The 14,430-nt window shown below is 71.0% G+C and carries 14 protein-coding genes; 9 read left to right on the top strand and 5 right to left on the bottom strand.

Going from position 1 to position 14,430, the window contains the following annotated elements:
* Positions 1–4: 4 nt before the first annotated feature.
* The 3 genes from ACLQ2T_RS17900 to ACLQ2T_RS17890 all read left to right on the top strand — a co-directional run bounded on the left by ACLQ2T_RS17900 (position 5) and on the right by ACLQ2T_RS17890 (position 3,698).
* Positions 5–1,612, top strand: a complete 1,608-nt coding sequence (locus ACLQ2T_RS17900; protein ID WP_425767490.1) for an Hsp70 family protein — start codon at positions 5–7, stop codon at positions 1,610–1,612.
* Between the two features lie 52 nt (positions 1,613–1,664).
* Positions 1,665–2,291, top strand: a complete 627-nt coding sequence (locus ACLQ2T_RS17895) for a vWA domain-containing protein (protein ID WP_425767489.1) — start codon at positions 1,665–1,667, stop codon at positions 2,289–2,291.
* An 81-nt stretch (positions 2,292–2,372) separates the two neighbouring features.
* Complete coding sequence (locus ACLQ2T_RS17890) at positions 2,373–3,698, top strand: AAA domain-containing protein (RefSeq protein WP_425767488.1); 1,326 nt, start codon at positions 2,373–2,375, stop codon at positions 3,696–3,698.
* A 125-nt stretch (positions 3,699–3,823) separates the two neighbouring features.
* On the opposite strand, the gene ACLQ2T_RS17885 is transcribed toward ACLQ2T_RS17890, so the two are convergent.
* Together ACLQ2T_RS17885 and ACLQ2T_RS17880 are read right to left on the bottom strand one after the other, a co-directional pair.
* A complete protein-coding gene (locus tag ACLQ2T_RS17885) occupies positions 3,824–4,681 on the bottom strand; it encodes an ABC transporter permease (protein WP_425767487.1) in 858 nt (285 codons plus the stop codon).
* The gene (locus ACLQ2T_RS17880; protein WP_425767486.1) at positions 4,678–5,691 is read right to left on the bottom strand and encodes an ATP-binding cassette domain-containing protein; all 1,014 of its coding nucleotides are present in this window, start codon (positions 5,689–5,691) and stop codon (positions 4,678–4,680) included. Before ACLQ2T_RS17880 ends, ACLQ2T_RS17885 begins: the two co-directional genes overlap by 4 nt.
* A 305-nt stretch (positions 5,692–5,996) precedes the next feature.
* On the opposite strand from ACLQ2T_RS17880, the gene ACLQ2T_RS17875 reads away from it, so the two are divergent.
* The 6 genes from ACLQ2T_RS17875 to ACLQ2T_RS17850 all read left to right on the top strand — a co-directional run bounded on the left by ACLQ2T_RS17875 (position 5,997) and on the right by ACLQ2T_RS17850 (position 11,819).
* Positions 5,997–7,631, top strand: coding sequence for an AAA family ATPase (locus ACLQ2T_RS17875; protein WP_425767485.1), 1,635 nt, complete (start codon positions 5,997–5,999; stop codon positions 7,629–7,631).
* A 31-nt stretch (positions 7,632–7,662) separates the two neighbouring features.
* Positions 7,663–8,115, top strand: coding sequence for a hypothetical protein (locus ACLQ2T_RS17870; protein ID WP_425767484.1), 453 nt, complete (start codon positions 7,663–7,665; stop codon positions 8,113–8,115).
* Entirely contained in the window at positions 8,115–8,327 is a 213-nt protein-coding gene (locus ACLQ2T_RS17865; RefSeq protein WP_425767483.1) for a DUF2997 domain-containing protein, read from the top strand. The genes ACLQ2T_RS17870 and ACLQ2T_RS17865 overlap by 1 nt, the downstream gene beginning before the upstream one ends.
* Entirely contained in the window at positions 8,311–9,336 is a 1,026-nt protein-coding gene (locus ACLQ2T_RS17860) for a helix-hairpin-helix domain-containing protein (RefSeq protein WP_425767482.1), read from the top strand. The genes ACLQ2T_RS17865 and ACLQ2T_RS17860 overlap by 17 nt, the downstream gene beginning before the upstream one ends.
* On the top strand, positions 9,329–9,979 hold the full coding sequence (locus tag ACLQ2T_RS17855; protein WP_425767481.1) for a 4Fe-4S single cluster domain-containing protein: 651 nt from the start codon (positions 9,329–9,331) through the stop codon (positions 9,977–9,979). The genes ACLQ2T_RS17860 and ACLQ2T_RS17855 overlap by 8 nt, the downstream gene beginning before the upstream one ends.
* 235 nt (positions 9,980–10,214) lie before the next feature.
* Positions 10,215–11,819: a M28 family metallopeptidase gene (locus ACLQ2T_RS17850; RefSeq protein ID WP_425767480.1), complete on the top strand. Its 1,605-nt coding sequence runs from the start codon at positions 10,215–10,217 to the stop codon at positions 11,817–11,819.
* A 70-nt stretch (positions 11,820–11,889) separates the two neighbouring features.
* Here ACLQ2T_RS17850 and ACLQ2T_RS17845 read toward each other — a convergent pair whose 3' ends face one another.
* From ACLQ2T_RS17845 to ACLQ2T_RS17835, 3 genes are read right to left on the bottom strand one after another with little or no spacing between them, the layout of a single operon-like run.
* Positions 11,890–12,591: a YqeB family protein gene (locus tag ACLQ2T_RS17845; protein ID WP_425767479.1), complete on the bottom strand. Its 702-nt coding sequence runs from the start codon at positions 12,589–12,591 to the stop codon at positions 11,890–11,892.
* On the bottom strand, positions 12,588–13,373 hold the full coding sequence (locus ACLQ2T_RS17840; protein WP_425767478.1) for an ABC transporter permease: 786 nt from the start codon (positions 13,371–13,373) through the stop codon (positions 12,588–12,590). The genes ACLQ2T_RS17845 and ACLQ2T_RS17840 overlap by 4 nt, the downstream gene beginning before the upstream one ends.
* Entirely contained in the window at positions 13,370–14,299 is a 930-nt protein-coding gene (locus ACLQ2T_RS17835) for an ABC transporter ATP-binding protein (protein WP_425767477.1), read from the bottom strand. Before ACLQ2T_RS17835 ends, ACLQ2T_RS17840 begins: the two co-directional genes overlap by 4 nt.
* Between the last annotated feature and the right edge of the window lie 131 nt (positions 14,300–14,430).

Below are 14,430 nucleotides of genomic sequence, written 5' to 3'. Positions count from 1 at the left end.
CGGCATGCTGATCCCGATCGGCATCGACCTCGGTACCACCTGTTCGGTGGTCGCCACCGTCGACGAGAACGGACGGCCGAGGGTGTTGCGCAACCGCCTCGGCGAGGAGATCACTCCTTCGGTGGTCTGCTTCGAGTCCCCCACCTCGGTTCTTGTGGGCACCGCTGCCAGGAACGCCGCTGCGGTTGTCCCCGATCTGACGGTCACCCTTGTCAAGCGGCAGATGGGTACGGACAGGCGTTTCGCGTATCACGGCCACGAGTACTCGCCGGAGGCGATCTCCGCCCTGATCCTCCGCGGCCTGCTCGCCGGGGTGCTGCCCGAGGACCGACCGGGGTGGACCGCCGCGGTCATCACCGTTCCCGCCTACTTCGGCATCCGGGAGCGGGAGGCCACCCAGCAGGCCGGGCTCCTGGCGGACATCGAGGTGCTCGAACTGGTCAGCGAACCGGTCGCGGCGGCGTTGCACTACGGGCTGTCGGCCGCTTCCACCCACGGCACCGTGCTCGTCTACGACCTTGGTGGTGGCACCTTCGACGTCACCGCCCTGACCTTCGACGGCGGGGTCCGGGTGGTCGCCACCGACGGGGACGCCGAACTCGGTGGCGCGGACTGGGACAGCCGACTGGCGGCGCATCTCCTGGACCGGTTCGTGCAGACCGTCGATCCCTGCGAGGACCCCGCCGACGATGCCACCTTCATGGCCGAGCTACGGGGCGCCGCCGAACGCGCCAAACACGCGCTGTCGACGAAGATGTCGCACACCGTACGGCTCGGCCACGCCGGCCGCAGCGCCGCCCTCGTGGTCGAGCGGGGGGAGTTCGAGTCGATCACCCGGGATCTCGTCGACTCCACCCTGCACTGCCTGCGTCGGCTGATGGCCACGGCCGCACTGACCCCGGAGCGGGTCAGCGGTTGCGTGCTCGTCGGCGGCTCCAGCCGGATGCCGATGATCTCGGCAGCGTTGGCCGGGGAGTTCGGCTGGACGCCGAGGCTGCACGATCCGGACCTGGCCGTGGCCAAAGGGGCCGCGTTACGCGCCAGACAGCTCGTTGACGCGCGGCAGACCTGGACTACCCCGAGCTGGGGCACCGAGGCCGTCGGAGAGCCGTCCCGGCAATCCGCGCCCGTGCCGCAGCAGCGCGAGGGGGTTCCCTTCGCCGCGACCTCGGTGGTGCCGCGCAGTTTCGGCCTGCTGATCCACGACAGCGACGACCCGGCGGGGCAACGTCGCTTCGTCGATCACGTCATCCACCAGAACGACCCGCTTCCGGTGATCGACCGGGAGACCGTGGTCGCCACCATCCTCAAAGGCCAGACGACCGTACGCATCGAGGTCTACGAGCAGGCGGGAGCGGTCCCGTCGGTCGAGGTCCACGACAATCGGCGGGCGCTGGACGGCGAGTTGTCCGGGCTGCCGGAGCATCTGCCCGCCGGCGCACCGATCCGGGTGCGCCTGAGCCTCGATCTGGCCGGCCGGTTGAGTGTGACCGCGATCGAACCGAGCAGCGGGGTGCGGATGGAACTCGCCGCGTACATCGACGGGGTTCTCGACACCGCCGAGCGTGAGCACATGGCCCGCACGCTGTCCGCGCTGGCCATCCGGCACTGACCGCGGCGTACGGCGAACCACCAAGCTGGCCACCGAACCTGGAGGAGCCGACGTGTCGGACTGGATCAGGCGTACCTACGACGCGATCGGGGTGACCCAGGCGCCGCCGGGCAGACACCTGGCCGCGCTTCAGGAGCCGTACGTGGGCAAGGTGCTGCTCTGCATCGATGTCAGTGGGTCGATGGCGGAATACGACGGGGGTCTCGTGACCCGACTGAAACGGGTGTCGACCGGCGCGAAGCAGTTCATCACCGAGGCGACGGCGGCGAACTACCGGGTCGGTCTCGTGCTGTGGAATGAAGGCGTTCGCCACCACGTACCGCTGTCCGAGGATCCCCGGGCGGCGCTGCGTGCCCTCCGGCGAGCGCGCAGCTACGGAGGTACCAGCATCCTGCCCACCCTCGAGTTGGGCATCCGCGAGCTGGGTGGGCTCACCGGCGATCGGGTGATGGCGATCTTCGGCGACGGCGACATCGGTCCCGTGCAGCCCGCCGTCGAGATGGCGCGGCACGCCGCGTCACTCGGGATCAGGATCATCGTTCGCGGGCTCGGTGACCAGGCAGCCGGGGCACTCGGCCAGCTCGCCACCGAGGAGGACGAGCAGGTGACCATCCGTAGCGCCGACCAGCTAGCCGCAGGCGTGGCATCGATGATCTCGAAGGTCACCCGGCGACGTTGACCAGCCAGTCACCAGGCGAGGACGAACGTCGGTGCCGCTGAGTAGGGTGCGGTGATCACGCGGGCGAGAAGGTGGGCGGGGATGCAGGTCGAGTGGGATGTGCCGCCGGGCGTCGAGGCGGATCGGGTGATCACCGCGGTGCTTGCCGACCTGCGCTCCGGGGACCATCGCGGGGTGGTGGTCGACTCACCGCCGGGGGCGGGCAAGTCGACCCTCGTGGTGCGGGCCGCGGTGGAGTTGGCCGGCACCGGCGAGCCCCTGATGGTCATCGCGCAGACCAACGAGCAGGTGGACGACCTGATCGACCGGCTGGCCCGTAAGGCCCCCGAGCTGCGGGTGGGGCGGCTGTCCGCGAGCGACTACCGGCCCTCGGCCCGGGTGCGGGCGCACGAGCAGGTCCGGGTCGCCGCCAAGGTCACCGACCTGGCCGCCTCGGCCGTCATCATCGGTACGGCCGCCAAGTGGGCCACGGTCACCGAGGGCTGCTGGCCGTGGGCGATCGTGGACGAGGCGTACCAGATGCGCTCGGACGCCCTGCTGCGGGTGGCCGGCAGGTTCGATCGGGCCCTGTTCGTGGGGGATCCGGGGCAGCTCGACCCGTTCTCCACGGTCGAGGTCGGCCGGTGGGCGGGGCTTACCTGGGATCCGATGCAGTCCGCGGTGACCGTGCTGCTGCGGCACAACCCGCACCTGCCGGTGCACCGGCTGCCGGTCTCCTGGCGGCTGCCCGCCTCGGCCGCCCCGGTGGTGTCCAAGGCGTTCTACCCCTTCACCGGCTTCCGGTCCGGGACAGCCCTCGCCGACCGGGCCCTGCGGCTGACCGGGGCTGGGCGCGGTGACGCCGTGGACCGGGCGGTGGAGCTGGCCACGGAGACCGGCTGGGCGCTGTACGAGCTGCCGGCGCGGCACGCCCTGCGTACCGACGGCGAGGCCGCCGCCGCGTGCGCCGCGCTCGCGTTGCGGGTGCTGGCGCGGGGGGCGGTCGCGGTCTGCGAGCAGGCCCCCGACGGCGCGCCGGTCACCCCGGACCGGATCGCCGTGGGGGCCGCGCACCGCGACCAGGTGGCGGCCATCCGGGCGCAGCTGGGCGAGGCCGGAGCGGGGGTCACGGTCGACACCGCCAACCGCCTCCAGGGCCGGGAGTACGACCTGACGATCGTGCTGCATCCGCTCTCCGGTCGACGCGACGCGACCGCCTTCCACCTGGAGTCGGGGCGGCTCTGCGTGCTCGCCTCCCGGCACCGGCAGGCCTGTGTGGTGGTGGCCCGCGCCGGCATCGGCGAGCTGCTGGACGCCCACCCCTCGACCGATGTGCCGCAACTGGATGTGCCGGTGAAGTTCCCGGACGGCTGGGAGGCCAACCAGGCCATCCTGGCCCAACTGCGGGAAACCGCGGTGCCGCACTAGAAGGCCGGCGGTCGGCTCGGTCTGCTCGACCCGACCGCCGGGCCGGAACTCTGTCGCCGGCTGTCCACCGACCCCGTGCCGTGGCGGCTGTGACCGGCCTGCCCGCCACGGCACGGGGTGTCTGATCAGCGGCGGTTATAGCGGTACATGGTCAGGGTGCCGAACACCGCGAGGAACAGGGCACTCCACACCACCATCCAGGTCATGCTCGACATGTCCGTCGTACCGCCCATCACGGCCCGCACCGACGACACCAGGTGGGTGATCGGGTTGGCCTTGACGAAGGCCTGGAGCCAGCCGGGCATGGTCGAGGGGTCGACGAAGACATTGCTGAGGAAGGTCAGCGGGAACAGCACCATCATGCTGGCCCCCATCACGGACTTCTCGCTGCGCAACACCAGCCCGAAGAAGGTCCACACCCAGGAGAACGCGAACGAGAAGACCACGAGCAGACCGATCCCGGCGAGTACCCCGAGCACACCCCCGTCGGGGCGGAAGCCCAGCACCAGCCCGACGGTCAGGATCACCACCGCGGCCAGTACGTAGCGCAGCACATCCCCGACGATCATGCCGACCAGGGCGGCGGGTCGCCATACCGGCAGGGTCCGGAACCGGTCGAAGACCCCCTTCTCGATGTCGGTGTTCAGCCCGACCCCGGTGTACATGGTGATCATCACGACGCTGGTCACCATGATGCCCGGCAGGAAGAACTGGAGGTAGTCACGCGGGCTGTCGGCGAGGGCCCCGCCGAACAGGTACGTGAACATCAGCACCATGATGATCGGGAAGGCCGTCACGTCGAACAGTTGCTCCGGCACATGCTTGATCTTCAGCAGGGCGCGCCAACTGAAGGCCAGGGAGGCGGCCAGTGGACTGGGCCGGGGCGGTCGCCCGCCCGGGGCTAGCACGGTCGCCAGCGCCTCGGTCGATGGCACGTAGACCGTCGGGGCCCGGCCGGTCGAGGTGGTGGCGTCGCTGCTCATCGGGCTACCTCCACGGGGTCGCGCTCGGCAGACGTCGATACGGCGGGTCGGTCGGTCAGGGCCAGGAAGACCTCGTCCAGGCTCGGCTGGCCCAGGGAGAAGTCGTCCACCACGATCCCGGCGCGGGCCAACTCACCGAGCGCCCGGGCCGCCTGAGCGCTGGCGTCCAGGTCACTGCCGTCCCCACCGACCCGGGCGGTGATCGCCACCGGGTCCGGCTCCAACTGCACCGGCACGCCGAGGGTGGTCTGCAACAGTTGTGCGGCCTCCGGCCGCTTCGCCGCGTCCCGCAGCCGCAGGTGGACCGTGCCGGAGCCGACCGACGACTTCAACTCGCCCGGGGTGCCCTCCGCGATCACCCGGCCGTGGTCGACCACCGCGATCCGGCTGGCCAGCTTGTCGGCTTCGTCGAGGTACTGGGTGGTCAGCAGGACGGTCGTGCCGTGGGCCACCACCGCCCGGACGATCTCCCACACCTGGTTGCGGCTGCGCGGGTCCAGCCCGGTCGTCGGCTCGTCGAGGAACAGCAGGTCGGGGGTGCTGAGGATGCTCGCCGCGATGTCGATGCGCCGCCGCATGCCGCCGGAATACTTCTTCACCTGCCGGCCGGCGGCCTCGGTGAGCCCGAAGGCGGCCAGCAGTTGCTCGGCCCGCTGACGGGCGGCCGTTCTGCTCAGGCCGATCAGTCGGCCCAGCAGGATCAGGTTCTCCGTGCCGGTCAGGTCCTCGTCGACGGAGGCGTACTGGCCGGTCAGGCTCACCCGGGCGCGGACCGCGTCGGCCTCGGCCACCACGTCGTGGCCGAACACCCGGGCCTGTCCGCCGTCCGGGCGCAGCAGGGTGGCCAGTACCCGGACCGCGGTGGTCTTGCCGGCACCGTTCGGCCCGAGCAGCCCGTACACGGCGCCGGCCGGCACGGTCAGGTCCAGTCCGGCCAGCGCTCGGGTCTCACCGAACGACCGGGTCAGCCCCTCGGCCTCGATGGCGAGGCCGGTGGCGCGTCTATTCATGATCTCGTTGTCCTTCCGTTCGGGATTCCTGTGGATCACAGGCACACCGGTGGTGTGCCTGTCCTCTCGACCCGGATGCTGCCCCACCCCAGCGCACCCGTACGACAATTCCGCGCGACGGCCGCCCGCCCCCTACAACAACGACGGCGGCCGGTGGTTGGTCAGCTTCGCCTTACCGGCGCGAGACGGGCCGGCCGGTGTTGATCATTTGTCGGCGATCACCCGCTTGCACCTGAACTCGGCGTCGTCCGGTGCTGTTATGGTTTGCGCACGTCGGCCGTGCTCTGTGGGGGAGGGAATGCGGCATGGTGGTGGCCTTCCGCGATGCGCTGACCCAGATGTTCAGGGCCCGGTTTCCGATTCTCTACGTCGAATCGCCCGAGGAACAGCGGGTCATCGCCGAGGTCTGCGCCATCGCCCAGGACGCCAACCTGGTGCGTACCCCGCGCGCCGTCTGGACCTGGTCGCTGACCACCGGGCTGGTGGCTCCGGACGGCACCTCCCGCCAGGGCACCACGGACTGCGAGGCCGCCCTGGACGCCGCCCTGCGGGTGGACCAGCCGAGCGTACTCATCTTCAAGGATCTGCATCCGGCCCTCGGCGCCGATGGTCGACCCGGCAGCCCCGGCCTGATCCGGCGGCTGCGGGACCTGGTGGCCGCGTTCAAATCCGGCCCGGTGCCGCGCACCCTCGTACTGGTCTCCCCGGTGCTGCACATCCCGGCGGAACTGGACAAGGAGGTGACGATCGTCGACTTCCCGCTGCCCACCGAGGCGGAGATCCGGCAGGTGCTGGACGGGATGATCGCCGCCAACTCCGCCAGCGGCCGCATCCAGATGGTGCTGGACGAGCGCGGCCGGGAACGGCTGGCCAAGGCGGCCCTGGGACTGACCCTGCACGAGGCGGAGAACGCCTTCGCCCGGGCCATGGTCAACGACGGGATGCTCGACGGCCACGACCTCGAGGTGGTGCACGAGGAGAAGCGGCAGACCGTACGCAAGTCGGGGCTGCTGGAGTTCGTCGACGCCGACGTCAACCTCGACGATGTCGGCGGGCTGGAGAACCTCAAGCGGTGGCTGGCCAAGCGGGACGGGTCCTGGCTGGCGGAGGCGGCCGCCTACGGGCTGCCCGCGCCACGAGGGGTGCTGATCACCGGGGTGCCGGGCTGCGGCAAGTCACTGACCGCCAAGGCGATCGCCGCCGCCTGGGGATTGCCGTTGCTGCGGCTGGACATCGGTCGGGTCTTCGCCGGGCTGGTCGGCTCCAGCGAGCAGAACATGCGGACCGCCCTCCGGACGGCCGAGGCCAGCGCCCCCTGCGTGCTCTGGATCGACGAGATCGAGAAGGGCTTCGCGGGTGGGACCGGCGACTCCGGCACCTCCACCCGGGTCTTCGGTTCCTTCCTGACCTGGATGCAGGAGAAGAAGCAGTCCGTCTTCGTCATCGCGACCGCCAACAACATCGAGGCGCTACCGGCGGAGTTGCTCCGCAAGGGGCGCTTCGACGAGATCTTCTTCGTGGACCTGCCGACCCGCGCCGAACGGGCCTCGATCTGGCGGGTGCACCTGGCCCGGCGGCTGCGCAACCCGGCCGTCGCCGGTGAGCTGACCCTGGACGACCCGCTGCTCGCCGAACTCGCCGGGCTGAGCGAGGGCTACTCGGGGGCGGAGATCGAACAGGCCGTCGTCGGTGGCCTCTTCGACGCCTTCTCCGAGCGGCGTCCCCTGCGCTCGGACGACCTGGTCCAGTCGGTGGCGAGCATGGTGCCCCTCAGTGTCACCCAGGCCGAGCGGATCGACGCCCTGCGGAGCTGGGCCGACACCCGGGCCGTCGCCGCCACGGCCGCCGAGGACTGGGATCGCGGGGCCCGCGACACCGTCCGACCGCCCACCATCCCACCCGCCTCGCGCGGGCAGGGTGGACGAGCGGTGGAGTTCTGAGTTCCGCCCGAGGGAGAACGGAAGACCGATCATGAGTATCTCGCTGGTACTGCTGCCGCTGGCCGTCGCGGCCGTGGCGGCGGCTCAGGGCGTCTCGGCCAGCCGTGACGGGCAGGGCCGGGTGGTCTGCCAGGTGCAGACTCGGATGCGGGACGAGAACCTGCTAGCCGCCGCCCTGCAGGACACCGCCGCGGTGGTCGGCGTCGACGGTGAGGTGATCACCGCGGACTGGGCCGGGGTACGGGCCAGGTTCCAGCGCGGTACGGACGGCATCTGGTCGGCCCACTTCGCCGGCGAGGTGGACGAGCAGCGGGCCGTCGAGGTGGTCCAGGCCATCGATGTCGCGTACGGACGGCAGGTGCAGCGGGCGGTGCTGGAGCGGCTGCGTCAGCAGGCCCCCGCCGCCGGTCTGCGGTTGGAGTCCGAACAGGTGGTCGAGGACGACAGTGTCCGACTGGTGTTCGCCGTGCAGGGGCGGTCCTGATGACCGAGCGACCCCGGATCGTGATCACGGTGAGCAGTTCGGGTGAGGTCAGCGCCGAGACCCACGACATCCTCGGCGACCAGTGTCTGGACTATGTCGCCGTGCTGGAGGATCTGCTGGCGGCCCGGGCGGTGCACAGCGCCTTCACCGCCGACCACGCCCGTACCCCCGCAGTTCTGCGCCAGGAGAACCACGATGTCGAGCGGGCATGACCCGCGAGGGTGGCCGCCCTCCGAGGGGTACGCGCCCTCCACCGGTTATCCGGCGGCTCGGCTCATGCCGGCCGGGGAGCCCTCGCCGGCGTCGAAGTTCAGTTGGCGTCTGCTGCACAGTTGGTGGCTGCTGCTGCCGATCCTCGGCCTCAGTTGTCTCGGCGGGTTCGGCTTCCTCTACGTGGGTCTGCGGGCCCGTCGACCGGCCTGGTGGCTAGCGGGCTGCTGCTATCTGGTGGTCGGCTGGGCGGCCTTCATTCTGACCGGGTCGTCCGACTCGGAGAGCGCCTTCTCCGACTGGATGGTCGGCCTGATGCTGGCCGTCTGGATCGCCGGCATCGTGCACGCCTGCCTGATCAACTCTGCCTGGCTGCGTCACCTGGCCGGTTACCGCCCCTGGTACGAGCAGCCGATCGGCGGGTACCCGCCCGGCACCCTGGCACCCCCACCGAGTCTTAGCCCGGGCACCCCGCCCACCTACCCGACCTACCCGTCGACCTCGCCCTCGTACCCCTCGGCCACGCCGGCCTACCCGTCGACCTCGCCGGCCTATCCGCCGACCACGCCGGTCGATCCGCCGACCACGCCGACCTACCCGACCTCCGGGTGGTATCCGCCGACGCAGTCGACCGGACCGGGGTATCCGGCCGCGGACCCGACCTTCGCGGCCTATCCGCCGCCCCTGCCGACGGACTACCTCGGACCGGCCGCAGGGTCGGTGCCGGACCAAGTGACCCCCGCCGGGCCGACGGATGCCAACACCGGGCCGCTGGAGGTGAACACCGCCGGCCTGAACGACTTCGCCGCCCTGCCCGGGTTCGATTCGCAGCGCGCCGGGCAGGTGCTGACCGAGCGGGACCGGCGGGGTGGCTTCGGCAGCCTTTCGGAGTTCGTCGCCGCCGCCGGACTGGCCCCGCACGAGTACGCCCGGCTGCGGGACCGGCTGGTCTGCGCGCCGCCGCCCCAACCGCCGTGGCAACCCCCGCAGGGACGCGTACTGGATGTCTGAACCTGCTCCGATTCCGCGCTCCGGCGCGCAGACGGTGGCCCTGGCCCGGTTCGTTGCGGCCACCCGAGCCGAGGGGCCGGGGGAGCGGACCGCCATCTGGGTGCAGGGCTGCGCCATCCGCTGCCCCGGCTGTTTCAACCCTCACCTGTGGGGGTTCCGCGGCGGCGAGCAGGTGGCCCCGCGGGAACTGGCCCGTCGGGTGCTCGACGCCGGCACCGAGGGGCTGACCCTGCTGGGTGGGGAACCCTTCGACCAGTCGGCCGCCCTGGCCGAGGTGGCCACCGAGGTGGGTGCGGCCGGACTGTCGGTGATGACCTTCACCGGCTACACCCGTACCCGGTTGACGGCGGCCGTCGAGGCCGGGCGTACGGATGTGGCCGCCCTGCTGGCGGCGACCGACCTGCTGGTGGCCGGCCCGTTCGAGGCGGACCGGATCGACACCGTCCGCCCCTGGGTGGGTTCCACCAACCAGGAGTTCGTGGTGCTCAGCGACCGGTTCCCGGGCCTGCTGGACGAACTGTCGGTCAATCCGGACCGGATCGAGATCACCGTCGACCCGGCCGGGCGGGTCGCGGTGAACGGGTGGGCCGACCCGGACTCCCTGGACGAGTTGCTGGCCGGCCTGCGGGGCCCGCGCCGCTGAACCCCCGTTGACCTGCCTCAATCGGTGCCATCGGGTGCCGTTGCTGTCAGCAAATCACCGAGGCAGATGGCGTACTGGAACGAACGTCTATGCGACTCGACTGAACAGATGCTTTGCCGTGTCCTGTTCGGTGCAGCAGGATTGCCACAAAACATCCGGCGCACGGGGGTGCGGGGAGCCGGATCTCCACAGAGGAAGGACGTGGCACATCGTGGTGCCTTTCTCAGGTAGGCGGGTGGTTGCCGCTATCGCGGCCAGCACTCTCCTGGGCACGATGGCGCTGGCCGGCCCGGCGCAGGCCAGCCCGAACAACAACACCGTCGCCAAGCTGACCAAGGCGGTGACGGTCAAGGAGGTGCTCAAGCACCTCGACAAGTTCCAGGACATCGCGAACGCCAACGACGGCACCCGCGCCTCCGGAACCCCGGGTTACGACGCGAGCGCGGACTATGTGGTTCGGCTGCTGAAGAAGGCCGGTTACCAGGTGACCCGGCAGCAGTTCGACTTCGCCTTCTTCGAGGAGTTCGGCTCCTCGTTCGCCCAGGTGGCGCCGACGGCCACGACCTATGTCGACGGGGTCGACTACCACCTGTTGGACTACTCCGGCGCCGGGGTCGCCGAGGGGCTCGTCGTCCCGGTCGACCTGGCCCTCGATCCGCCGCGGGCCTCGACCTCGGGTTGTGAGGCCAGCGACTTCGCCGGGGTGGACGTGGTCGGCAAGATCGCGTTGGTGCAGCGCGGTACCTGCTCGTTCGGTGACAAGGTCGCCAACGCGGAGGCCGCCGGTGCGATCGGCGCGATCATGATGAACCAGGGCAACGGTACTCCGGAGGCCAACCCGGACCGGTACGAGCTGATCGCCGCCACCCTGGGCGGTCCGGTCGGCATCCCGGCGGTCTCGGTGTCCTACTTCACCGGTGAGCAGTTGGCCACCACGCCGGGCGTGACCGTGCGGATCGAGGCCGACACCACCTCGGAGATCCGCAGCACCGAGAACGTCATCGCCCAGAGCAAGCACGGCCGCACCGACAACGTCGTCGTGGCCGGGGCGCACCTGGACTCGGACCCGGCCGGGCCGGGCTTCAGCGACAACGCCACCGGCAGCGCCGCGCTGCTGGAGGTGGCCCTGAAGATGGCGAAGGTCAAGCCGTACAACGCGGTCCGCTTCGCCTGGTGGGGCGCGGAGGAGGCGGGTCTGATCGGCTCGCAGTACTACGTGGACAGCCTCAGCCCGCAGCAGGTCGACGACATCGCCCTCTACCTGAACTTCGACATGATCGGCTCGCCGAACTACGTGTTCGGGGTGTACGACGGTGACGACTCGGCGCAGCAGGGCTCGGGCCCGGGCCCGGAGGGTTCGGCGGAGATCGAGAAGGTCTTCGAGAAGTTCTTCGCCTCCCGGAAGCTGCCCACGGTGGCCTCCGACTTCACCGGCCGGTCCGACTACGGCGCCTTCATCGACGTCCAGATCCCTGCCGGTGGTCTCTTCACCGGAGCGGACGGGGTCAAGACGGCCGAGGAGGCCGCCCTCTTCGGTGGCATCGCCGGGGTCACCTACGACCCCTGCTACCACCTGGCCTGCGACAGCCGTACGCCGGTCGCCGACGGGGCGGACCCGGCGTTGTACAAGTCGCTGGGCAAGAAGTACAAGCTCCACGGCAACGTCAACGTGTTCGCCCTCGACGTCAACTCCGACGCCGTCGCCGCCGCGGTGATCACCTTCGCCTTCGACACCTCGGCCGTCAACGGCGTGCCGGGCAAGGCCCCTGGCAAGGGCAAGGGCAAGGGCAAGGGGCACAAGCACCACCACAAGCACGGCCACAAGCACCACTGGAAGTAGGTCGGTCAGCCTGACACCGGGCCGGGTCCCTGCCAGGGGATCCGGCCCGGTGTCACCCGTTCCAGAGCGCCTACCGGGGCGAGTGGTCCGACCGGGTCAACCGCCAGTACTGGCGCTTGTCGTCGTCGCGGACCACCACGCCGTAGCGGCCGAGTTCCGCGCGCAACTCCCTGGCCTCCTCACCGCGATCGTCCGCCAGAGCCTCCTGCCGGGCCCGCAGCAGGGCCTCCGCGCCGGCCGGCAGGCCGGGCAGGTCCGGCACCCAGCGTCGGTACTCGTCCCGGTGCGGATCGGCGTCCGTCCAGGGCCAGCCGTGTTCCCGGAAGGCCGCGGTCAGTCGGTCGGCCGGCAGGTCGGAGCGCTGACGGGTCAGTTCCCTGGTCTCCCCGTCGAGCAGCACCAGGTCCTTGCCGTCGACGAACACCATCCGGGTCTGCGACCGGGCGATGTCCTGATCCTTGCCCTGGTGGCGCAACCGGACCCGGGTGCCGTCCACCGTGACCTGCACCCGGTCGGCGGTGCCCATCGCGGCGACCACCAGCCCGGCCAGCACCCCCAGCCCCACCCCGCCACCCAGGGCGTACCCGTCGGGCAGGCCGTCGATCAGTCGGAACAGCCCTTGCGCGGGTGCCCAGGCCAGGTCGGTCACCCAGCCCGCGCCGGCCGCCAGCAGCCATCCCGCGGCGGCCCCGACGATCGGGAACCCGCCCCAGAGGAGCACCAGTTCCGCGACACCGTCACCGACCACGGTCGGCTTCCCGTACGCCGTCACGTAACCTCCTGACGCATCGTGCGGACCAGACCGGCGACCAAGGGTACGACCAGCCACAGCAGCAGCGACACCGCCAGCCGCTGCCACTGGCCGCTGGTCATCTCGGCAGTGAACAACGGCTCCATCGTCCGGTTGGTGTCCAACCACTCCCCGGCGCGGTACAGCGGTTGGACCAGAGCGCCCAGGATGGACCACGCGATCGGCAGCACCAGGTAGGCCACGACGGCCAGTGGGGTGTGCAGCAACAGCAGGCCGAAGGCCACCCCGATCAGGGCGGTGGACACCTGGAGCACGACGGCGTGCACGATCAGCATCCCGTCGTGACGCCAGGTGCCCGCCCCGCCGGTCGCCTGGGCGATCAGTGTCGCCACGGCCGCCACGGCCAGGCAGACCAGCACCGAGGCCAGCGCCGCCAGCACCACGGCGACGAGCTTGGCGATGATCACCCGCTCCCGGCGGGGGACCAGCGCGAAGGTGGTCAGCGCGGTGCGCTGCGACCACTCGGTGGTGACCGACAGGATGCCCAGCACCGGCAGCAGCACCCCGACCGGGAACAGGGCGGAGACGAAGAAGTTGGCGAAGGTCTGCTCGTCGTCCGGCGCGTACACCAGTTGCAGGGTGATGATGGCGGCGGCGACCAGCCCGATGGCGATCAGCAGCCAGCGGCCGGCCCGGGTGTCGACGAGCTTGCGCAGCTCCACCCCGGTCAGCCGGGCCAGGGAGGGCTTCCGGACGGCGGCCGGGGCGGGCGAGTCGACGGACCGGGCGAGGGTGGTGGTCATCGGCGAGTCTCCTCGGTCGGTGCTACGGGGGCCAGCGGGCCGACGGGTCGGTCCGGTCCGGCGGTGAGGGTCAGGAACAGTTGCTCCAGGCCGCCGACGCTGGCCGGCCGCAGCTCGGTGAGCGGCACCCCGGCCTCGGCGGCGGCCAGCCCGACCGCCTCGCCGTCGGCGTCGACCAGCAGCCCGTCGGTGCGGTCGCTGACCGGCAGCCCGGCCCGTCGCAGTGCCTCGCGCAACGCCTCCCGGTCGCGGGCCCGCACCAGGGTGCCGCTGTCGGCCAGCAGTTCCTCCGTGCTGCCCTGTGCCACGATCCGGCCACCCCCGATCACCACCAGCCGGTCCGCGACCGCCTCCACCTCGCGGAGCAGGTGGGAGGAGAGCAGCACGGTGCCACCCCGGTCGGCGAAGTCGCGCAGCAGTCCGCGCATCCAGAAGATCCCCTCCGGATCCAGGCCGTTGGCCGGCTCGTCCAGCACCAGGACCTGGGGATCGCCGAGAAAGGCCTGGGCCAGGCCGAGCCGCTGCCGCATACCCAGGGAGTACTTCCCGACCCGGCGGCCGGCCGCCGCCCCGGTCAGCCCTACCCGGTCGAGCAACTCGTCCACCCGCCGCCGGTCGACCCCCATGGTGGCGGCGGCCAGGATCAGCGCCTCCCGGCCGGTCCGCCCGGCGTGCTGCGCGGAGGCGTCCAGCAGTACCCCGACCGTACGGCCGGGGTTGGGCAGGTGGCGGTAGGGGTGACCGGTCACGGTGGCGGTGCCGGAGGTCGGTGGGGTGAGTCCGCAGATCATTCGCATCGTGGTGGACTTGCCGGCCCCGTTGGGGCCCAGGAAGCCGGTCACCGTGCCCGGCTCGCAGTGGAACGACACGGCATCGACTGCGGTGTGCCGTCCGTATCGTTTGGTTAGCTGCTGTACCGCGATCATGCCGATCAGCCTGCCCAGGCCATCCGGTCGAGCACAGCGGCCGAGGGTCTGTCGTCGCCTCGACCAAGGTAGGCACCGAGGTGTCGACTTTGGTAGCTGGTCCGACTCTCCTGAGGCTGCCTACCATTGCG

The sequence above is a fragment of the Micromonospora sp. DT229 genome (assembly GCF_049844505.1).
GTDB lineage: Bacteria > Actinomycetota > Actinomycetes > Mycobacteriales > Micromonosporaceae > Micromonospora.
The sequence above is the reverse complement of the archived record's forward strand: the minus strand, read 5'-3'. Positions and strand labels throughout refer to the sequence as shown.